Genomic DNA, 19,437 nt, shown 5'->3' on the forward strand with positions numbered 1-19,437 from the left:
CCGGGAGATGGCGTTATCGTTCATTGCGAGCAAGCTCGGCTCCCACAGGGTCGCATCTACTCTGGACCAAGTTGACGTTAACGTAAAGGTGATTGACAGCCATTTATTGCACGCTTACGTTAACGTAAAGGTGAGAGCGCTACCCCGCCCCTCTCCACACCCGATAAAAAAGCCAAAGGTGTCCCATGAGCTACCCATCCCTGAATTTTGCCCTCGGTGAAACCATCGACATGTTGCGCGACCAGGTGCAAGCCTTCGTCAAGGCCGAGTTGGCGCCACGGGCGGCGCAGATCGACGTCGACAATCTGTTCCCCGCCGACATGTGGCGCAAATTCGGCGACATGGGCCTGCTGGGCATCACGGTACCAGAAGCATATGGCGGCGCCGGCCTGGGCTACCTGGCACACGTGGTGGCGATGGAGGAAATCAGCCGCGGTTCGGCCTCGGTCGCCCTCTCCTATGGCGCCCATTCCAACCTCTGCGTCAACCAGATCAACCGCAACGGCAACCACGAGCAGAAATCCAAATACCTGCCGAAGCTGATCAGCGGCGAACATATCGGCGCCCTCGCCATGAGCGAGCCGAACGCCGGTTCCGACGTGGTCTCCATGAAGCTGCGGGCCGACAAGCGCGGCGACCGTTACGTGCTCAACGGCAACAAGACCTGGATCACCAACGGCCCCGACGCCAATACCTACGTGATCTACGCCAAGACCGACCTGGAAAAAGGTCCCCACGGCATCACCGCCTTTATCGTCGAGCGCGACTGGAAAGGCTTCAGCCGCAGCAACAAGTTCGACAAGCTCGGCATGCGCGGCTCCAACACCTGCGAATTGTTCTTCGACGACGTCGAAGTGCCGGAAGAGAACATCCTCGGTGTGCTCAACGGCGGCGTCAGGGTGTTGATGAGTGGCCTGGACTACGAACGTGTGGTGTTGTCCGGCGGTCCCACCGGGATCATGCAAGCGTGCATGGACCTGATCGTGCCCTATATCCACGACCGCAAGCAGTTCGGCCAGAGCATCGGCGAATTCCAGCTGATCCAGGGCAAGGTGGCCGACATGTACACCCAGCTCAATGCCAGCCGCGCCTACCTGTATGCGGTGGCCCAGGCCTGCGAGCGCGGCGAAACCGCCCGCAAGGACGCCGCCGGGGTGATCCTCTACACCGCCGAGCGTGCCACGCAGATGGCCCTCGATGCCATCCAGATCCTGGGCGGCAATGGTTACATCAACGAGTTTCCGGCCGGACGTCTGCTACGTGACGCCAAGTTGTACGAAATTGGTGCTGGCACCAGTGAGATCCGTCGGATGCTGATCGGGCGCGAACTGTTCAACGAGACGAAATGAATGTCGTTAGCGGCAAGCTTCAAGCGGCAAGAGCGCCGCGCTTTTACTTGTCGCTTGTAGCTTGAAGCTCAAAGCTGCTACGGAGTAGCCATGATTCTGCACACTCAGCTCAACCCACGCTCGACGGAGTTCATCGCCAACCGCGACGCCATGCTCGAACAGGTCGAGGCCTTGCGCACCCTGCTCGCGCAAGTCCGACAGGGCGGTGGTCCCAAGGCCCAGGAGCGCCATACTTCCCGGGGCAAGTTACTGCCGCGGGAGCGCATCAACCGGTTGCTGGACCCCGGTTCACCCTTTCTGGAGATCAGCCCGCTAGCGGCCTACGAGGTTTATGGCGAAGACGTTCCCGCCGCAGGAGTGATCGCTGGCATCGGTCGTGTGGAAGGCGTCGAATGCATGATTGTCGCCAACGACGCGACGGTCAAAGGGGGCTCCTATTACCCGCTGACCGTGAAGAAACACCTGCGCGCCCAGACCATCGCCCAGCAGAATCGCCTGCCCTGCATTTACCTGGTGGATTCCGGCGGCGCCAACCTGCCGCGCCAGGACGAGGTGTTTCCAGACCGGGAGCACTTCGGCCGGATCTTCTTCAACCAAGCCAACATGAGCGCTCAGGGCATCCCGCAACTGGCGGTGGTCATGGGTTCGTGCACGGCCGGGGGAGCTTACGTTCCAGCGATGGCCGATGAAGCGATCATGGTCCGCGAACAGGCAACCATCTTCCTCGCCGGCCCACCGCTGGTCAAAGCCGCCACGGGCGAAGTGGTCAGCGCCGAGGACCTGGGCGGTGCCGATGTGCATTGCAAGATTTCCGGCGTGGCCGACCATTACGCCGACAACGACGAACATGCCCTCGCCCTGGCCCGCCGCAGCATCGCCACCCTCAACTGGCGCAAGCTCGGTGAAGTGCAGACACGCACACCCATCGCCCCACTGTATGCGAGCGACGAGTTGTACGGGGTGGTACCGGCCGATGCCAAGCAGCCTTTCGACGTGCGGGAGGTGATCGCGCGCCTGGTGGACGGTTCGGTGTTCGATGAATTCAAGGCATTGTTCGGCACCACACTGGTGTGCGGCTTTGCCCATCTGCACGGTTACCCCGTCGCGATCCTGGCAAACAACGGCATCCTGTTCGCCGAAGCCGCGCAAAAGGGCGCGCACTTCATCGAACTGGCCTGCCAGCGCGGTATCCCGTTGCTGTTCCTGCAAAACATCACCGGCTTCATGGTCGGACAGAAATACGAAGCCGGCGGCATCGCCAAGCACGGCGCGAAACTGGTCACCGCGGTGGCCTGCGCCCGGGTGCCGAAATTCACGGTGATCATTGGCGGCAGTTTCGGCGCGGGTAACTACGGCATGTGTGGACGGGCCTACGACCCACGTTTCCTGTGGATGTGGCCGAATGCGCGGATTGGTGTGATGGGCGCCGAGCAGGCCGCCGGTGTGCTGGTGCAGGTCAAGCGCGAACAGGCTGAACGCAGCGGTCATCCGTTCAGCGCCGCCCAGGAAACCGAGATCAAGCAACCGATCCTCGATCAGTACGAAGAACAGGGCCACCCCTACTATTCCAGCGCCAGGCTGTGGGACGACGGCGTCATCGATCCGGCCCAGACCCGCGACATAGTGGGTCTGGCCTTGTCCGCGTCACTGAACGCACCTATTGAACCGAGCCGCTTCGGCGTGTTCCGGATGTAACCGGGGAATGCCCATGGACCACTTTAACACCCTCGAACTGCTGACCGACCCGCGCGGCGTTGCCACCCTGTGGTTGAGCCGCGAGTCGAAAAACAATGCGTTCAACGCCGAAATGATTCGCGAGCTGATTCTCGCGCTGGACCAGGTCAGCAGCGATCAAAGCGTGCGCTTCCTGCTGATCCGCGGCCGTGGCAAACACTTCAGCGCCGGCGCCGACCTGGCCTGGATGCAACAGTCGGCCGAGCTCGACTACCACACCAACCTTGATGACGCCCGGGAACTGGCGGAACTGATGTACAACCTCGCCAAGTTGAAAATTCCGACGCTGGCCGTCGTCCAAGGCGCGGCGTTTGGCGGCGCGCTGGGGTTGATCAGTGCCTGCGACATGGCCATTGGTGCCGATGACGCGCAGTTTTGCCTGTCGGAAGTGCGCATCGGCCTGGCGCCGGCGGTGATCAGCCCGTTCGTGGTGCAGGCCATTGGCGAACGGGCCGCTCGGCGTTACGCCCTCACCGCTGAACGTTTCGGCGGACAACGTGCGAAAGAGATCGGTTTGCTGTCGGAAAGTTACCCGCCCGAGACGCTGAACGATCAGGTCGAACAATGGATCGATAACCTGTTGCTCAACAGCCCGGCGGCCATGCGTGCCAGCAAAGAGCTGCTGCGCGAAGTCGGCAACGGCGCCCTGACCCCGGCGCTGCGACGCTACACCGAGAATGCCATCGCCCGCATCCGCGTCAGCCCGGAGGGGCAGGAAGGCCTGCGGGCCTTTCTGCAGAAACGGCCGCCGAACTGGCAGGCCGGATCGAAACCTGCCCCATCCAAACATGAGGAGCCCCGTCGATGAGCGCCCCTGTTCTCACCACCGTGCTGGTGGCCAATCGCGGTGAAATCGCCTGCCGCGTGATGCGTACCGCCAAGGCCATGGGCCTGACCACGGTGGCGGTGCACAGCGCCACCGACCGCGACGCCCGCCATAGCCGTGAAGCCGACATCCGGGTCGACCTGGGCGGCAGCAAAGCGGCCGACAGCTACCTGCAAATCGACAAGCTGATCGCTGCCGCCCAGGCCAGTGGTGCCCAGGCCATTCATCCCGGCTACGGTTTTCTTTCGGAGAATGCCGGGTTCGCCCGGGCCATCGAAAACGCCGGATTGATTTTCCTCGGCCCGCCCGCCTCGGCCATTGATGCCATGGGCAGCAAATCCGCGGCCAAGGCCCTGATGGAAACCGCCGGCGTGCCTCTTGTACCCGGTTACCATGGCGAAGCCCAGGATCTGGAGACATTCCGTGCCGCCGCCGAGCGCATCGGTTACCCGGTGCTGCTCAAGGCCACCGCCGGGGGTGGCGGCAAGGGCATGAAAGTCGTCGAAGACGTCAGCCAACTGGCCGAAGCCCTCGCCTCGGCGCAGCGTGAGGCGCAATCGTCGTTCGGCGACTCGCGGATGCTGGTTGAGAAATACCTGCTCAAACCACGTCACGTTGAGATTCAGGTGTTCGCCGACCAGCACGGAAACTGCTTGTACCTCAACGAACGCGATTGTTCGATTCAGCGCCGTCACCAGAAAGTCGTTGAAGAGGCTCCCGCCCCAGGCCTGACTGCGGAACTGCGCCGGGCAATGGGCGAGGCCGCTGTGCGCGCGGCCCAGGCGATTGGCTACGTCGGCGCCGGCACGGTGGAGTTCCTGCTGGATTCGCGGGGCGAATTTTTCTTCATGGAAATGAACACCCGGTTGCAGGTCGAGCACCCGGTCACCGAAGCGATCACCGGATTGGACCTGGTGGCGTGGCAGATTCGCGTTGCCCAAGGCGAGCCGCTGCCGATCACCCAGGAACAAGTCCCACTGCGGGGCCACGCCATTGAAGTTCGGCTGTATGCCGAGGACCCGGCCAACGACTTCCTGCCGGCCACCGGGCGCCTGGCGCTGTACCGCGAATCGTCCGAAGGACCGGGACGACGGGTCGACAGCGGCGTCGAGGAAGGCGATGAGATCTCGCCCTTCTACGACCCGATGCTCGGCAAGCTGATTGCCTGGGGCGAGGACCGAGAACAGGCGCGGTTGCGGCTGTTGAGCATGCTCGACGAGTTTGCCATCGGTGGGTTGAAGACCAACATCGGCTTCCTGCGTCGCATCATCGCCCACCCGGCCTTCGCCGCAGCGGAGCTGGACACCGGATTTATCCCACGTTACCAAGCGCAATTGCTGCCAGAACCTGGTGAACTGGATGACAACTTCTGGTCCGCAGCCGCCCAGGGCTTCGCTTTGGGTCTGCCGCCGCGGGTACGCCCCGACGACGCTGCTTCCCCGTGGTCCGCGACCTCCGGCCTGCGCTTGGGACTGCCAAGGGAAACCACGTTGCATTTGAGCTGCGAAGGCCAGGATCGAGCGATAACACTGGACGTCCAGGCCGCAGCCGCCGAACTTCGCGGCGAGCACCTGGTGATCGGACACAACGGCCTGCGTCGCAGCCACCGGGCCATTCGCCAGGGCGACAGCCTGTATCTGCAATGGCAGGGCGAACTGCATCGCGTCGAGGCATACGACCCGCTGGCCGCCGCCGAAGCCAGCCACAGCCATCAGGGCGGCCTGACCGCGCCCATGAACGGCAGCATCGTGCGAGTGCTGGTGAGCCCCGGCCAGACGGTAGAGGCTGGGACACAACTGGTGGTTCTGGAGGCAATGAAAATGGAGCACAGTATTCGTGCGCCCAAGACCGGTGTGATCAAGGCGCTGTATTGCCAGGAAGGGGAAATGGTCAGCGAGGGCTGCGCACTGGTGGCATTCGAAGAATAGGCATCGGCCCGTCCAAGGGCCGATCCGGTCAGAACCTGATGGTGGCCTGTACCACCACACCGATGATGCGGCATTGCTCGGTGTACAAGGTTTTCGGGTAAGTCGGATTGAGCGGAACCAGGTACTGCTGCCCGCTCTCTTCGATCAATTTGCGAAAGGTCGCGTCGCTGCTGCCCGGCAACTGGGCGACCACCAGCTTGCCGGGCACCGCCTCGATAGCCGGGTCCACCAGGATCGACATGCCTTCGGGAATGCTCAGCCCGGTCGGCGCGGTCATCGCGTCGCCCATCACCACCAGCCAGAACGCATCGCCTTGAGCGTGGTAATCCGTCAACTCATAACGCGCCTGGCTGTAGTGCTCAGGATCGACTTCGCGGATCTCGCCGACGTCGTGCCAGTCACTCACCGGGTAACGGAAGTACGGGTTGTACTTCTGCGCCAGGGTCATGCCCTCTTCGGTCGACGTATCCGGCTCGCGGATCACCATCGCCACTTCGAGGAACTCCATCCCCAATTCCTGCAGGACCCGGTTCATGTCTTCGACACTGGGCTGCCGGCGCTTGGTCAGCCAATGGCCGACGCCGCCCTGTGACATTCCCAGACGTTCTGCGAGCACCACTTGCGTGACGCGCAGCTCCTTCATTTTGGCCTTGACCAACTCTATCCATTTATCCATGAGCGGCACGATACGTGGATGACTCCGACCATCAAAACACATATTGTAGTATTTAAATTGTCGTCACAATTACGATGCGTACTATTCTGGATCGAGGATTTCAGCCCACTACGGAGAACCTCGACACCATGGATACCTTCAACAAAGACGAGCCCGGCCGCCCTTTCACCCCCCCGTTCCCCTCGCTCCAGGATTGCCCGGCGGCCCAACGGGCCCTTGACTATTACTTGAAACCAGGTGTTTCAGATGAACAGGAACACCGCTTTTTCGACGTAAACCGCAATATCAATGGCGAGGAAGCCCTTGTCCATGCGTGCGACCTGCTGCGCTGCGCGGCAGCGACCGCCCACGAGTCCGCCAACCGGCTGCAGGGTTCGAACCGCGACCTGGCATTCTCGGTGGTGCACATGATTGATCTGGCCAAGGTCATGCTGGACCGCTCCCTGGACGGCTATCCGGCTCGATAAGCAGCGTAGTCAACGAGAACGGCACCGCGGATGCAGATGTGTGAGGGGGTTATGTGATTGGCACTAAAAGAAACAGGTGGGAAGAACCAGGAAGAAACGGGCCGAGCCGGGAAAATAAGGGCTTGGCTAAAGAAACAGTGCCAAAGCATGCGCACTGAGAGAAAAGAAGCTGCAAGGAGAAAAAGCCCCGATGTGCGGGCTTTTTGGCATAGGCGGTTCAAATCATCCAGCCGCCCGACCAAACCACCCGGCCAACGATGTGCAGTCTGTCGAGGTGCTCGCCTGGAACGTGGATAGGATGATACGCCGAGTTAGCGCTGATCACCGTCACCCCACCGTCCAACTGGCGCTGTAAACGCTTGGCGTATAGCAAGTCATCAAGGCGAATTACATAGAAGCCGTCACCCTGAATGTGGTTACGTGACAGATCCACCATCACAGTATCCCCATCCTTCATAACCGGTTCGTTTGAATCACCGTCTACACGCACCGCAGCCAGGTTGGCTGGAACAAGTCCTTTCTTTCTTAGGCTGTATTTCGTGAATGCCAACATTGTCAGGACCCGAGCACCCTCGGTCCACGCCCCATGGCCCTGACTTATCCTGGCGTCATAGAGCGGAACGTACGCATATATGTCCTCCAGGTCCTCTGCGCTCTGTTGGGGCTGTACGCCTGCAAACATATGCCCCTTGCCCGAAGCAATCCAATCCAGTGAAACCCCCTTAGCCGATGCCAGAAGGGCCAGCGAGTTGAACGCAGGCATACCTTCGCCTGAAATCCATCGCATTAGGGAGGACAACGCCACATTCGCAGACTCCGCAGCCTGTTTTCGGGAATCAAAAAGGCTGGCGACCTGCTCTATGCGAGTTTTTATTCCCGAATTCGGAAAAGAAACTGCATCCGCTCCACTGGGGACGTTATTTTTTTCGCCGTAACTGCCTGATTTCAAAAGGGTTTATCCGAATGTGGGTTAATGCATCTCGAAAACAGGAATAAAAACTCCCGAATTCGGTTTACCGGTTCCCGTATACGGGATATATTGTCCTAAACCGGCCGTTAGAAAGCCGAAAAAAACCACCCTAGATGATGGTTATTGAATGAAAACCTTCGACATACCTCTTGATCTGGAAAGCCGGTGGGAGTGGATCAAATTCCAACTCCGTGTACGCGGCACCTGCTTTGCCGATCTTGCGAGAGATCACGATCTGAACGAGCGAGCCATCCGCAACGCCAAGCAGCGCCCCTATCCAAGGGTGGAGCGTGCGATTGCCGACGCTTTGGGCCTGAAGCCTGAGCAACTGTGGCCCGAGCGGTGGAACGCTGACGGATCACCAATCCGCCAACGCCCGAATCGTGCGGAAGCGAATTCGGTATATCGAAAGCATACCGGATCTAGTCCGGTTGGTAACAGTAAAACCAAACAGGGTAACCGAGATGCGTAGTTTCTATACGCTTCAAGAATTGGCGGGCCTGCCAGGCCTACCGGGAACAGTGCCTGGAGTCAGGAAGCTCGCAGAGCGTATGGGCTGGGAAGGACAGCGCCGATTGGGCAGCAAGGCGGTGGAATACTCGTTCAGCCAATTGCCTGTAGAAACCCAGACGGCGCTGCTTGCTCTTTCGGTAAGTGGAGATGCAGCGGCACCAAAAGAGAGCCTTCCAGCGGTCAATACCTCGCAAGCCGTCAAAGTGAGCGACCGGCTGAACGACACACAAAAAGCGGTGATGGTTGCTCGGCTTTGCTTCGTTCGTGAGATCGAGCGTATGTCCGTCGCCGTGTCTCAGAGCCGCGCAATAGACATTTTGGTCAAACAGGCACGCGACTGCGCATTGAGTCCCTATCTGATGGAGCGTGTGGACCTTGCTAATGACCGCAAGACTGGAGATCGAGGCCTATCCGAACGGACGCTGAAACGGTGGATAGCTGCGTATAAGGCTCACGGTGAGAGTGGATTGGCTCCGTTGAGGCAGCGACCAAATCTCGCGATTCCCGAGTGGGCTAAAGAGTTTCTTCGGTGCTACCAGCGTCCAACAAAGCCAAGCGTGGCGGCGAGTTATATGGAGTTTGCCAGCGTGTACGGCGGGACCGTACCAAGTATCCACGCTGTAAAGCGGTTCTTGAAAAAACTATCTCCAGACGCCTTGAACGCTGGGCGTATGAGCCCCCAGGAGTTGAAATCCCTGCAATCGTTCCGGCGGCGATCTACGAAAAACCTGTTTCCTGGAGATGTGTACACAGCGGACGGTCATAAGTTCGATGCCGAGGTAATCAATCCTTTAACAGGCAAACCGTACCGCCCTGAAATCACAACGGTACTCGACGTGGCAACCCGAAAAGTTGTTGGCGTTTCGGTCGGAGAATCCGAATCCGCCATCGGCGTGCTAGACGCGCTGCGCGACGCTATTCGTGAGTGCATGTTCGCCATTTTCTATGTCGACAACGGGTCCGGCTTTGCCAACGACACCGTGCGAGAGGTCGTAGATCGCATCGGCGGAACGATGACCCATTCGCTTCCCTACAACAGTCAGGCCCGCGGTCTTTCTGAGCGGGGGCACCAAACCATTTGGGTACGCGCAGCAAAGAAACTAACCAGCTATATCGGGGCGGATATGGACAAACACGCGGGGACCCGTGTGCATCGTATCGGCCGTAAAGAGCTACGCGAGATGGGGAAAAGCCAGGTCTTGCCGACGTTTGCCGAATTCATGTCAGGCATGGAACACGAAATCGCCGCCTACAACAGCACACCGCACCGTGGGCTTTCCAAGTTTCGCGACCCTGAGACTGGCGTATTACGCCACATGACCCCGAATGAAGCATGGCAGGCCGCGATATCTGAAGGATGGGAACCAATCGTCGCACCTAGCTCGTTGGTGGATTCACTGATGCGGCCGCAGGTCATCAGGAAATCTCGACGGGGCGAAATTGCCTGGTCAGGTAACACCTATTTCGCCCCCGATCTAACGGCCTTTCATGATCAAGAAATACGTATTGCCTACGACGTTAGAGATGCTAGCCAGATCTGGGCGTACACGTTAGACGGGGAACTGATCGGTGCCGCCCAGCTTGATGGAAACACCACGGACTACATGCCGAGAACAATGGTCGAGCAGGCACGTGAGAAGCGTGAAAAAGGCCAGTTCAAGCGTGCCGTAGACAAGCTGGAAGTGCTTACAGGGCATCACGTGGAAATGATCGCTCCTTCCACCGCACCCTCAGCGGCCCTGCAACAAGACGAGCGAGCAGCGGCTCTGGAATATGCCAGGGAAGTAGTCGCGCAACGGCCAAGCTTTGAGATTCCAGATAACGACGTAGCGCGTTATCGACTTTGGAAGAAGCTGGATACGCGCCAAGCATCTGGCGAAGAACTTGATGATTTTGAAGCGCGTTGGTGGAAGAGCTATTCCACCCACCCGGATCTGACTTATCAGCGTGAGCTGATGGAAGGTATTGAAAAACACGCGGGTTGAGAGCCCGCGTTTATTGGAGACCAGCGTGTTGACGCACGCTAGAGAAAGGAGAAGCACAATGAGTGTAACTAAAATCGTAGCCCTTACCAATGTTGGCCTACTCGCAGGAGCGGTAAAGCGTGCGCAAGCTCGTCCGGCGGGCCTGCCTGGTCTGGTCGTGATGTATGGACCGAGTGGCTTGGGTAAATCTGTCGCGGCGTCCTTTGCTGCAAATCAGCACCGTGCTTACTACGTTGAGTGTCGAGAAACCTGGTCCAAGAAAGGCTTCTTGATGGCAGTCCTTAAAGACATGGCTGTTGCACCGGGTCGCACCATCGGCGAAATGATGGAGCAGATCGCGGAACAACTGTCACGGTCCAGGCGGCCACTGATCGTTGACGATGTTCAGTACATGCTGGACAAAGCAATCGCGAACATTCTCACCGACCTCTACAACGCAAGCCAGGGAACAATCGTCCTAATCGGTGAAGAGCGCGTGCCAACTTCTTTGGCAAAACTCGAACGTCTCCACAATCGAGTAGTGGAGTGGGTACCGGCCCAGCGGGCATCGGTCGAAGATGTCATTGAGCTGTCGAAGTCGAATTATCCGGATCTTGAAATTGGCGAGGATCTGCTTCAGGACCTGTGCCAATCCGTTCGCGGATGCCTGCGCCGAGTTGCAGTGAACCTGTACAAAGTGCAATGCGAAGCCTCTGCAAACATGTGGGACCGGGTCGACCTGGCTACGTGGGGCAAGCGCGGGTGGTTTACTGGCGAAGCCCCTGTCCGGAGGTCTATCTAAATGGTCGGTCGTAAACCACACCTTGTCGTAACTGGTGGAAAAGAGCCACGTCAGCGTATTTGGGAAGCCATTCGTATACTCGGCCCAGCGTTCTCGATCAATGATATCGCCAGGCGTAGTGGTCAGATGCCAAGAGAGATCAACGACTTTTTCAGTGTGTTGGCAAAGGCTGGAATCATTCAGCTTGTTGAATCGCCAGACGGGAAAGAGAGTCGTGTGTACTCATTAGTGCGCGACGAAGGCGTTGAATATCCTCGGCTAAATAGGAAGGGTGAGCGCACCTATCTCCACCTGATCACTGAAAATATCTGGCGCAGCATTCGAATTCTCAAGGGAGCCTTCACTGCTGACACCGTGTTGCATACAGCATCTGCCGGTGGCGTTCCTATGACAATTATCAGGGTTCGCCAATACCTCCACGCTTTGGCCGAAGCTGGATATCTCGATAAGACCGAGTGCGACAGGAACACCCCTGAGACTTACCAACTTGTTCCGGGCAAACACACGGGGCCTCGCCCACCTGAGATTCGTAAGCTCGATTCGCTTCAAGTCTATGACCCGAACTTGAACAAGCTGGTATACGCCAAAACTACAGGCTCAATAGATGCTGATCGCAGCTTGGTGGAACCAGGTGTTGCGCTGTTGCGTACCCGCGATCTGCTTGGCGAATGGTTGAAGCTTACTGATGGTGGCAAGACGACAGTCAAGCCGTCCCCTGATCTGGTGCAGCGCACTCAGCTAGAGCTGGCAACACCGGGCGAATCTGGAGGTCTGCAATGAGCCAAGTAAAAATTTCCGGGTGGGGTGACGAACCGCCGCTCTTCGTGCGCCTACTTGCTGCCGAGGCTGCGGCAACCAATCGCGCCAAGGCTGGTGAGCGAATCGGGATGAGTCGCACAGCGGTCAGCCTGATTCTTGTAAACAAGTACACCAGCCCAAGCACCGCTGGCGTTGAGCGTCGTGTGATGGAAGTGCTGGGTCGGATCGAGTGTGTAGCCGTTGGCGACACTTTGACCGTTGAGCAATGCCAAGGCTTCTATAAACGCTCTGCGCCTACGCACAACCCAATGGCGATGCAGCACTGGCGTGCGTGCCAGCAATGTCCAAACAACCCGAACTGCGGAGGCGATGGCTATGCAACCGTCCACTAAGCCTGGGATTCAGATCCATGAGAGCGGCCGTATGTTTCGCTTATGCAGCGAAGGACGAGTGATTGGCTTCGCCGCTTCGCGCGGTTTTGCGCAGATCCGGGCGAGCGAGCTGGAGTCCAATTTTTCGGTTGATCCTCAAATTCCGGACGTATCTGCGGCAGATACGACTGAGAGTCTAACGTTTGGTTCCCGCAAGGCTGGTGTATGGCTTGTCGAGGTGCTGGATGGTCAGTTCGAAGGTGGTGCTTTCCAAATTGCTGCCTTCCCTACAGCGGCGGAAGCTGGCCAGTTTCGCGATCAGGTAGAGGCGTATCACCGGTCCATGCCTGAAAGCGAAGCGGAAGGCGAATGGTCGGACGCGCAGATCGCCTGGTTCAAGACCCATCCGGCCCCCATGGCCTCGGCCTGTGGCGGTGTACTTCGCATTCGTTATCAGGGGGTGCACTGATGCGCACCCGTTGCCCGAACTGTGGCACCACACTTTCGCTCGACGCGCTCATTGCACATGACGGCGCCCGCGATGCACTGGGGATTGCATTCAAGATGTCCGGCCCTCTCGGTAATGCCCTGGTGCGTTATCTCGGGTTGTTCCGTCCCGAGGCCCGCGAGCTGACATTGGATCGAGTTGCGAAGCTGCTCGGAGAGCTGTTGCCAGATGTCCAGGCACAGCGCATCGAGCGCAGCGGCCAGGTGTTCGAAGCTCCGCCGGAGTGTTGGTTGTGGGCTATCGATCAAGCATTGATAGCCCGTGAGTCCGGCAGGCTTACAACGCCGCTCAAGGGGCATGGCTGGCTGTACCAGGTCATGACCCAGTATCAGCCCGCTGCGGTTGGTGGAGCGATGGTTTTGGCCCCAGAGAGCCACACCTTACCGGCGCGCCAGCGTCCGCAAAGCCAGACCGCAGCAGCGATCAACGCACTGGAGAACTGGGCGAATGGGTAACGGTTGGCTCAAGCGCGAAATCGCGAAGGGTGTAACTGGCTTGCTCGCTCTACGGCTCGATGGCGCTCCAGCGGCAGATGCCGCCACCAAAACAGCGGACATCTGGCTTGTGGCTATGACCAAAGGGCGAGAGTGGAACGAAGAACAGGACGCCTCACGCATCGCCAAAGCGTTCGAAACGTTGTTTGCCAATTGTGAGCGTTGGCCACCTCCAGCCCTGTTGCTGCGAGAGCTGCCGACTCAGCCAGTTGAACAGCGTTACATCAAACAGAAGCGGACAGAAGAACAGATCCGGACGGGGAATGAAGCATTGGATCAGCTCATGGCGAGGATGAAGCGCCGGGCTAATCCAGATGCGGCCCTCAAGTCGGACAACGAGATCGAAGAGTCAAAAAAACAGGCCATGGCAGCGTTTGCGGAGCTGCAAGACAGGGCCTCTAAACCAACAGACATGGAACAACAGCAATGAACAACATCCCAGAAGGTTTTCGGAAGGACGCAAAGGGCCACCTGGTTCCGGAAGTGCTGATCAAGCCAATCGACTTGGCCCGTGATCAGTTGGTAAGCGAACTTGTTGCGGGCGCGAAGGCAGTCTCCACCGCGCTGGCAAAGTTCAAGGTCGCCGCATTCGGTGACATCAAGGCATTCGTAGAGATGTCGGCGGAGCAGTACAAGGCGACTATCGGTGGCAAAAAAGGGAACGTCACCCTGTTCTCGTTTGATGGGCAATACAAAATTGTCCATGCCGTCCAGGACTCCATCAAGTTCGATGAGCGTCTTAAAGCGGCTCGCGCGCTTATCGACGAGTGTGCGGCAGAGTGGACTCAGGATGCACGTAGCGAGGTGCGCGTTCTGGTTAACGAGGCCTTTCGTGCTGATAAGGCCGGTGAGATCAGCACCGGTCGCGTGCTCGCGCTGCGTCGCCTGGAGATCCTGGATGCCCGTTGGAAGCGGGCAATGACTGCCATCGGTGAGGCCGTCCAGGTGGTGGGCTCGAAGAGCTATATCAGGGTTTATGAGCGTATCGGGGAATCGGATCAGTACGCGCCGATCCCGTTGGATATCGCCAGCATCTTCGTGGCGGATAGCACGCCATCAACCCTGCACTGATCTTTCCCTAATAAATCTGCCAGCCAACATCCGAACCGAGCGAGTAGTGCGAATGAGCAAGTTCCAAATCGTTGTAGAAGACAGCACCGATGGCGTTTCCATCTCCGTTGATAACCAAGCAAAGATCCACAGCAGCAAAGCTGGCCGCGTCGCAACTGCGATGGTCCAGTCAGCCAGGCTGATTGCCCGGCTACCGCTTGAAACCTCTGAGCGTCACCTTGGCGGCTGCGACTGCGATATCTGCATGGCAATGCGCGAGAAGATGATTCTCAAACCAACCCTCCATTAAAGCGAAACCGTCTCGGGAAACCGGGGCGGTCTGCCGGGCGTGGTTGCCCGGTACTGACGAGCAGCCGAGGATAACAATGGAACAGGCAGACTGGGATGAGCTGAAAGAGCAGATGGATAGCCCATACGGATCCATGAAGCTGAAGTGTGATGACTTCGAAGTCGACATTGTCCAGATCACAGAGCCAGGAAAAAAGAGCTGGGGTACAACGGTCTACGTTAACGGGTACATCAAAGGTATCTGGTTGAACTGCGATAACAGAACCGCTGAGCCTGAGCATGAGGAAACTCGCCGTTTTTATCGCAAGGTGACTCGTTCTCCCCATACGAAAAAGGACATTGAGTTCTACCGAAAAATGCGCGGAAAGCGGGAGGCAACACGGCTGGCAGCAATCAAGTTCTACACGTATGACTGGTCGTGGAAGAGCTTTACCTCTCTGAAAAAACATCTGGTCGCCAATAACAAGGAAATCACGCGCCTGCACTAATCGCCTCCTGGTCAGGATAGGCGTCAATATTAAGCAGGGAGGATGAACTCTATGAATACACGAAACATGCAGTTATCGAAGATCCATATCGCCAAAAAAGACTTGGGGATTGATGACGACACCTACCGCGCACTACTTATGCGCGTCACAGGCGCACAATCGTCCAAGGGGTTGAAGCCCGCACAAATGGCCGCAGTGCTCAGCGAGTTTGAGCGGCTGGGCTGGAAGCCCAAGAAGAACACCGGCCGAGCTGCACCAAAGGCGAGCCCGGAACGTGAGAAGTTGATAAGCAAGATCAGTGCTTTGTTGACTACCGCTGGCCGCACTTGGGCCTATGCCGATGGCATGGCCAAGCGGATGTACAAAGTTGAGCGCACAGAATGGCTGAACCCAAAGCAACTCCAGGGTGTAGTTGCCGCTCTTGGGTACGACGCCAAGCGCCGAGGGGTTCAAGCATCATGACCGAATCTCTGTTCCCCGATGATTCGGACAGCCTGGACCCGAATAAAGTCTTGGCACACATGGAGGACCCCGCAGTCCTCTTGCGTTGGGAAGGCACGCTTAAGGAAATGGTTGAGATCGCCGAAGCTGAGTTGCGCGCCAAGTTAGGGGAGCGACCTGATGTCCCTGAAATCGCCCGCTTCGTGGTGTTTGCGATTTGCGACGTGATGGGGGGGAGCGTGGTTTATTTGCCTCGCGGTGAGGCGCTGAAGAAAGCCATGCGGGATGCCTCGATATTTCGTGACTGGCGTGACAACAACATCCAGCCGTCGGAGCTGGTCAGGAAGTATCGGCTTGCCTCTCCGACAATTTATGACATCATCGCCCGTCAAAGGGCCTTGCATCGTCGCAACGAGCCCGATTTATTTGGGTTCGATGAAAGGACGATCCATTGATTCAACGGTATGTTGCTTTTGCGGGACTCTTGCTCATTCTAGGCGAATTGCAAGCCGCTCCCGCGAAAGCGGTTTCGGATGACGAAGCAAGAATTGAAGCTCTGGCAAACCAAAACTTAGCTAGGGCTTTATGGCCTGAGACGAAAAAATCTTGTCTTGATCGCGATGACGCGAAACAGTCAGATATCATGCGCATGGTCGATGCTCGACTACGCGAGCAGCCAATCAACCACTCAAAGTTTCAAGCCAGGCTCAATTACTCCGCGTGTCGTCAAATGCTCACTGACGTTGGATACATCAACGGGGCATGCGCTAATAAAGCGCCAACCAAAATTGAGACCGATTACGCAGATCGCAATTGGATTGCCGATGGCGGCGAATGCGAGCGTCAGATCGCCACTCATTCAGAGAGCACGGACTCCGCTGAGTCTCTAACTGATGAAGAGGTCGCCGCCCAACTCAGGCGTGAAGGCAATTCTGAAGATGATATAAAATTCATCATGAACCTACGAAACAACTAAGCCCGCAACAGCGGGCTTTTTCTTGTGCGCTTAAGAAACTCACCAGCCCTTCCCCAAACGCGAATCTAGCCGGGTACTTCTCGCAGACGGATTCGCGTCATGTCTACCCAGCCAAAGCCAACTTCGCCCCGTGCGTACGCCGCCCTGATTCATGCAACTGCATCTCAGGAGGATCGCAAAGCCGCTATCCAGGCATGCCCATCGGACTGGCTGGACTTGGCACTCAAGCACGTTTCCATCGCTGAAGAGCGCGATGCGGAGACGGTCCGTCAGCGCGAGAAGTTACGACCGACACCAAAAGCCAAACCCATCGCGTATGCCGCATACCACGAGCCCCAGCGTTCTCGCGGTAATCCCGAAGTAGCCGCCCAGCACCTGGCCGGGTTGCGTTCATCCATCAAACCATCAAGTGAGTTTCGCGCATGAACTTTCGAAAAGGACGTGGGCGCCCCCGTGCGCCTCGCATGACCAACTGGATCGTCATCACCCTGGCGATGCTGATCGTCCTGGCGTTGATCGCGCCAACCAAACTCCCAGTAGTTCTGTACAAGGCCGGTCTGGTAACGGGCGGCGGTGTGCTGGGTTACTGGATCGACCGGGCACTGTTTCCCTATGCCCGCCCTAACCAGGTAATGCGAGTCCACCAACCCTGGGCAGGCCTGCGCCGCGCCCTGGTCGTGATGGCCTGCATCCTCGGTCTGACACTGGGGCTCTGACCATGCGGCGAATCTTACTGATCGGATTGGTCATCGGGGCTCTGGTGCCAATCATGGCGCTTGCTGACATTCCCGTCGTGGCGGAGCGATACCAGCGCGACCTCACCCGTATCGCGCAGGCTGAGTGGGGGCTGGACGCACCGGTCGCTATGTTTGCTGGCCAGATCCACCAGGAAAGCCGCTGGAAGTTCGATGCGCGCTCGCCTGTCGGCGCGCAAGGCTTGGGCCAAGTGATGCCCTCGACCGCCGCCTGGCTGGCCGCAACGTTCCCCAAGGTCTTGGGGAAGAACGAGCCGTATAACCCCACCTGGTCGATGCAGGCACTTGTCAGTTACGACCATTGGCTGGCCAGCCGGATTACTGCCGCCGACTCCTGCGAGCAGGCGGCCATGATCCTCTCTTCCTACAACGGCGGCCTCGGGTGGCTGATCCGTGACCGCAAGCTGGCCTCGGCTAAGGGCGCCGACAAGCTGACTTGGTTCGGTTCGGTTGAGCGCTTCAACGCGGGGCGCTCAGCAGCGGCATTCAAGGAAAACCGGGCATACCCACGGCTGATTCTGCGTCAGTGGGAGCCCATCTACATCCAGGCCGGTTGGGGCAAGGGGAGTTGTTCATGAATCCGTTTGTGAGGACGCTTGTTCCGCTGGCCCTGATAGCCGCCGTCGCGGGTTTGTTCCAGTGGACGGCACATATGAACTACCAGGATGGCTACAGCGACGGGTTTGGTAAAGCCCAGGCCGAAGGCAATGCGGCGCTCAGCGACCTCAAGGCGATGCACGCCGACGAGGTGGCACGTCAGGCCCTGGCGGCGAAGCAAGCGGCTGAAGCGGCATCGGATCGGCTCTTGGCGGAGACCAACCGAGGCAACAGCTTGGCCAAAGAACTGGCCGACCAGAAGGACGTGCTGCGCCGTACCACTGAAAAACTCAACAAGGAAATCGCCAATGTCACAACCAGCTACCGGCGTGCGCTCGATGCGCAGCTTGAGCCGTTGCCTCCTGCTGTCTTTACCAATGGCTTTGTCCGGGTGTGGAACAGCGCCCTTGGAATTGCCAGTGCCACAACAATGCAAGCCAGCACCGGCTCCAGCGGAGCTGCTGCGTCGACCGGAGGAGCCGGAGCCACTGACAGCCTGGATTCCGGACTTACCCAAGCAGCCCTGTTGTTCAACCACACCCGCAACGGTGAGCGCGCCGCCGCCTGCCGCGCACAACTCAATCACCTGATCGACTGGAATACTCATGGACGTAATTGACATTGCCTCTAAGCGCGAAGACGAGCACCGCGCTGCGGTCATAGCGGCGCATTTGGCACAACAAAAGAAAATATCTGATCGGCCGTCTGCGGAGCACTGCGAGGACTGCGGTGGGGATATTCCAGAGGCACGACGGCAGATCATCCCCGGTGTTGAGCTGTGTGTGGAATGCCAGGATCGCCAGGAGCGGATGCGCCGATGATGCCGACTATCGAGATACCAGCCTGGCAACTGCTCGGCTCCGGCATCACCTTGCTGGCCATGTTCGCCGGGCTGGTGAAGTTGCTGCTTGCCCAGACCGAACGACGCCTGGACCAACGTTTTGCCGTCATGGATGACCGTTTCAACGCCGTAGCCAAGGATTCGGAACGGTTGCGTCAAGTCGAGATCGGCCTGGAGCGTCTGCGCGGCGAGATGCCCCTGAACTACGTGCGCCGAGAAGACTACGTGCGCAACCAGACCGTGATCGAAGCCAAGCTTGATGCCTTAGCGCTCAAGCTTGAAAACGTCCAACTCAAAGGAGCGCGCCAATGATTGACCCAGCCAAAACCCGCCGCGAATCGCTGCGCTGGTACATCCTGCTGACCCTGAACACCAGTCGCCCAGTCGACCCCCACGAAGCCGTGGTGCTCTCTACCATCCAAGGCATTTATCCAGACTCCACGGCGCTGGAGCTGCGTCGCGAACTGGACTACCTGGCTGACCGCTCGCTGGTCACCCTGGTGAAACAGCCGAATGGTGTGTGGATCTGCGGGCTGACCCATTACGGCGTCGACATCGCCGAGTACACCATCCCCTGCAATCCGGGCATTGCTCGCCCTGAAAAATACTGGTCGTGATC

The 19,437-nt window shown here is 58.4% G+C and carries 28 protein-coding genes and 1 other RNA gene; 27 read left to right on the forward strand and 2 right to left on the reverse strand.

The window, feature by feature from the left end; all coding sequences use genetic code 11:
* Positions 1–185 precede the first annotated feature (185 nt).
* The 4 genes from FBY02_RS04000 to FBY02_RS04015 all read left to right on the forward strand — a co-directional run bounded on the left by FBY02_RS04000 (position 186) and on the right by FBY02_RS04015 (position 5,837).
* Positions 186–1,349, forward strand: a complete 1,164-nt coding sequence (locus tag FBY02_RS04000) for an isovaleryl-CoA dehydrogenase (protein ID WP_144923695.1) — start codon at positions 186–188, stop codon at positions 1,347–1,349.
* Between the two features lie 90 nt (positions 1,350–1,439).
* Positions 1,440–3,044, forward strand: a complete 1,605-nt coding sequence (locus FBY02_RS04005; RefSeq protein WP_144923698.1) for a carboxyl transferase domain-containing protein — start codon at positions 1,440–1,442, stop codon at positions 3,042–3,044.
* A gap of 13 nt (positions 3,045–3,057) precedes the next feature.
* Positions 3,058–3,891: a gamma-carboxygeranoyl-CoA hydratase gene (locus FBY02_RS04010; RefSeq protein WP_144923701.1), complete on the forward strand. Its 834-nt coding sequence runs from the start codon at positions 3,058–3,060 to the stop codon at positions 3,889–3,891.
* Positions 3,888–5,837 carry an acetyl/propionyl/methylcrotonyl-CoA carboxylase subunit alpha gene (locus FBY02_RS04015; RefSeq protein ID WP_144923704.1) on the forward strand — a complete coding sequence of 650 codons (1,950 nt, stop codon included), beginning with the start codon at positions 3,888–3,890 and terminating at the stop codon, positions 5,835–5,837. The genes FBY02_RS04010 and FBY02_RS04015 overlap by 4 nt, the downstream gene beginning before the upstream one ends.
* Before the next feature lie 28 nt (positions 5,838–5,865).
* Here FBY02_RS04015 and FBY02_RS04020 read toward each other — a convergent pair whose 3' ends face one another.
* Positions 5,866–6,513 carry a LexA family transcriptional regulator gene (locus FBY02_RS04020; protein WP_144923707.1) on the reverse strand — a complete coding sequence of 216 codons (648 nt, stop codon included), beginning with the start codon at positions 6,511–6,513 and terminating at the stop codon, positions 5,866–5,868.
* Between the two features lie 128 nt (positions 6,514–6,641).
* Between FBY02_RS04020 and FBY02_RS04025 the strand changes: the two genes are divergently transcribed.
* Complete coding sequence (locus FBY02_RS04025; RefSeq protein ID WP_144923710.1) at positions 6,642–6,980, forward strand: DUF6124 family protein; 339 nt, start codon at positions 6,642–6,644, stop codon at positions 6,978–6,980.
* Between the two features lie 217 nt (positions 6,981–7,197).
* Here the strand turns inward: FBY02_RS04025 and FBY02_RS04030 are convergent, their stop codons facing one another.
* Positions 7,198–7,929 carry a helix-turn-helix transcriptional regulator gene (locus tag FBY02_RS04030; RefSeq protein WP_144923713.1) on the reverse strand — a complete coding sequence of 244 codons (732 nt, stop codon included), beginning with the start codon at positions 7,927–7,929 and terminating at the stop codon, positions 7,198–7,200.
* A gap of 148 nt (positions 7,930–8,077) precedes the next feature.
* Here FBY02_RS04030 and FBY02_RS04035 point away from each other — a divergent pair, with 148 nt between their 5' ends.
* From FBY02_RS04035 to FBY02_RS04140, 22 genes are all read left to right on the forward strand, one after another.
* Positions 8,078–8,422, forward strand: coding sequence for a helix-turn-helix domain-containing protein (locus FBY02_RS04035; RefSeq protein WP_055134808.1), 345 nt, complete (start codon positions 8,078–8,080; stop codon positions 8,420–8,422).
* On the forward strand, positions 8,415–10,448 hold the full coding sequence (locus FBY02_RS04040; protein WP_144923716.1) for a DNA-binding protein: 2,034 nt from the start codon (positions 8,415–8,417) through the stop codon (positions 10,446–10,448). The genes FBY02_RS04035 and FBY02_RS04040 overlap by 8 nt, the downstream gene beginning before the upstream one ends.
* 58 nt (positions 10,449–10,506) lie before the next feature.
* Positions 10,507–11,229 (forward strand): AAA family ATPase, encoded by a 723-nt coding sequence (locus FBY02_RS04045; RefSeq protein WP_144923719.1) that lies wholly within the window; start codon positions 10,507–10,509, stop codon positions 11,227–11,229.
* Positions 11,230–12,009 carry a hypothetical protein gene (locus FBY02_RS04050; RefSeq protein WP_055134811.1) on the forward strand — a complete coding sequence of 260 codons (780 nt, stop codon included), beginning with the start codon at positions 11,230–11,232 and terminating at the stop codon, positions 12,007–12,009.
* Positions 12,006–12,380 (forward strand): hypothetical protein, encoded by a 375-nt coding sequence (locus FBY02_RS04055; RefSeq protein WP_144923722.1) that lies wholly within the window; start codon positions 12,006–12,008, stop codon positions 12,378–12,380. Before FBY02_RS04050 ends, FBY02_RS04055 begins: the two co-directional genes overlap by 4 nt.
* Positions 12,364–12,828, forward strand: coding sequence for a hypothetical protein (locus tag FBY02_RS04060; RefSeq protein ID WP_144923725.1), 465 nt, complete (start codon positions 12,364–12,366; stop codon positions 12,826–12,828). The genes FBY02_RS04055 and FBY02_RS04060 overlap by 17 nt, the downstream gene beginning before the upstream one ends.
* Positions 12,828–13,322, forward strand: coding sequence for a hypothetical protein (locus FBY02_RS04065; protein WP_055134814.1), 495 nt, complete (start codon positions 12,828–12,830; stop codon positions 13,320–13,322). The genes FBY02_RS04060 and FBY02_RS04065 overlap by 1 nt, the downstream gene beginning before the upstream one ends.
* On the forward strand, positions 13,315–13,791 hold the full coding sequence (locus tag FBY02_RS04070) for a hypothetical protein (RefSeq protein ID WP_144923728.1): 477 nt from the start codon (positions 13,315–13,317) through the stop codon (positions 13,789–13,791). Before FBY02_RS04065 ends, FBY02_RS04070 begins: the two co-directional genes overlap by 8 nt.
* Complete coding sequence (locus tag FBY02_RS04075; protein WP_144923731.1) at positions 13,788–14,432, forward strand: DUF3164 family protein; 645 nt, start codon at positions 13,788–13,790, stop codon at positions 14,430–14,432. The genes FBY02_RS04070 and FBY02_RS04075 overlap by 4 nt, the downstream gene beginning before the upstream one ends.
* A 52-nt stretch (positions 14,433–14,484) precedes the next feature.
* The gene (locus FBY02_RS04080; RefSeq protein WP_144923734.1) at positions 14,485–14,721 is read left to right on the forward strand and encodes a hypothetical protein; all 237 of its coding nucleotides are present in this window, start codon (positions 14,485–14,487) and stop codon (positions 14,719–14,721) included.
* Positions 14,721–14,791, forward strand: an RNA gene (locus FBY02_RS04085) — hammerhead ribozyme type II. The genes FBY02_RS04080 and FBY02_RS04085 overlap by 1 nt, the downstream gene beginning before the upstream one ends.
* 6 nt (positions 14,792–14,797) lie before the next feature.
* Entirely contained in the window at positions 14,798–15,208 is a 411-nt protein-coding gene (locus tag FBY02_RS04090) for a hypothetical protein (RefSeq protein ID WP_144923738.1), read from the forward strand.
* A 51-nt stretch (positions 15,209–15,259) separates the two neighbouring features.
* Positions 15,260–15,670, forward strand: a complete 411-nt coding sequence (locus tag FBY02_RS04095; protein WP_144923741.1) for a gp16 family protein — start codon at positions 15,260–15,262, stop codon at positions 15,668–15,670.
* A complete protein-coding gene (locus FBY02_RS04100; protein ID WP_144923744.1) occupies positions 15,667–16,104 on the forward strand; it encodes a Mor transcription activator family protein in 438 nt (145 codons plus the stop codon). Before FBY02_RS04095 ends, FBY02_RS04100 begins: the two co-directional genes overlap by 4 nt.
* The gene (locus FBY02_RS04105; RefSeq protein ID WP_144923747.1) at positions 16,101–16,625 is read left to right on the forward strand and encodes a hypothetical protein; all 525 of its coding nucleotides are present in this window, start codon (positions 16,101–16,103) and stop codon (positions 16,623–16,625) included. The genes FBY02_RS04100 and FBY02_RS04105 overlap by 4 nt, the downstream gene beginning before the upstream one ends.
* Positions 16,626–16,724: 99 nt before the next feature.
* Positions 16,725–17,051: a hypothetical protein gene (locus tag FBY02_RS04110; RefSeq protein WP_144923750.1), complete on the forward strand. Its 327-nt coding sequence runs from the start codon at positions 16,725–16,727 to the stop codon at positions 17,049–17,051.
* A 38-nt stretch (positions 17,052–17,089) separates the two neighbouring features.
* Complete coding sequence (locus FBY02_RS04115) at positions 17,090–17,341, forward strand: putative holin (RefSeq protein ID WP_055134822.1); 252 nt, start codon at positions 17,090–17,092, stop codon at positions 17,339–17,341.
* Between the two features lie 2 nt (positions 17,342–17,343).
* Positions 17,344–17,958, forward strand: a complete 615-nt coding sequence (locus FBY02_RS04120; protein ID WP_055134823.1) for a transglycosylase SLT domain-containing protein — start codon at positions 17,344–17,346, stop codon at positions 17,956–17,958.
* The gene (locus tag FBY02_RS04125) at positions 17,955–18,596 is read left to right on the forward strand and encodes a DNA-packaging protein (protein WP_144923753.1); all 642 of its coding nucleotides are present in this window, start codon (positions 17,955–17,957) and stop codon (positions 18,594–18,596) included. The genes FBY02_RS04120 and FBY02_RS04125 overlap by 4 nt, the downstream gene beginning before the upstream one ends.
* The gene (locus tag FBY02_RS04130; protein ID WP_144923756.1) at positions 18,583–18,798 is read left to right on the forward strand and encodes a TraR/DksA family transcriptional regulator; all 216 of its coding nucleotides are present in this window, start codon (positions 18,583–18,585) and stop codon (positions 18,796–18,798) included. Before FBY02_RS04125 ends, FBY02_RS04130 begins: the two co-directional genes overlap by 14 nt.
* Positions 18,795–19,130 carry a hypothetical protein gene (locus FBY02_RS04135; protein ID WP_256662468.1) on the forward strand — a complete coding sequence of 112 codons (336 nt, stop codon included), beginning with the start codon at positions 18,795–18,797 and terminating at the stop codon, positions 19,128–19,130. Before FBY02_RS04130 ends, FBY02_RS04135 begins: the two co-directional genes overlap by 4 nt.
* Entirely contained in the window at positions 19,127–19,435 is a 309-nt protein-coding gene (locus FBY02_RS04140) for a hypothetical protein (protein WP_055134826.1), read from the forward strand. Before FBY02_RS04135 ends, FBY02_RS04140 begins: the two co-directional genes overlap by 4 nt.
* The last annotated feature ends 2 nt before the right edge of the window (positions 19,436–19,437 follow it).

Origin of the sequence: Pseudomonas sp. SJZ078 (assembly GCF_007828255.1) — a bacterium.
Lineage (GTDB): Bacteria > Pseudomonadota > Gammaproteobacteria > Pseudomonadales > Pseudomonadaceae > Aquipseudomonas.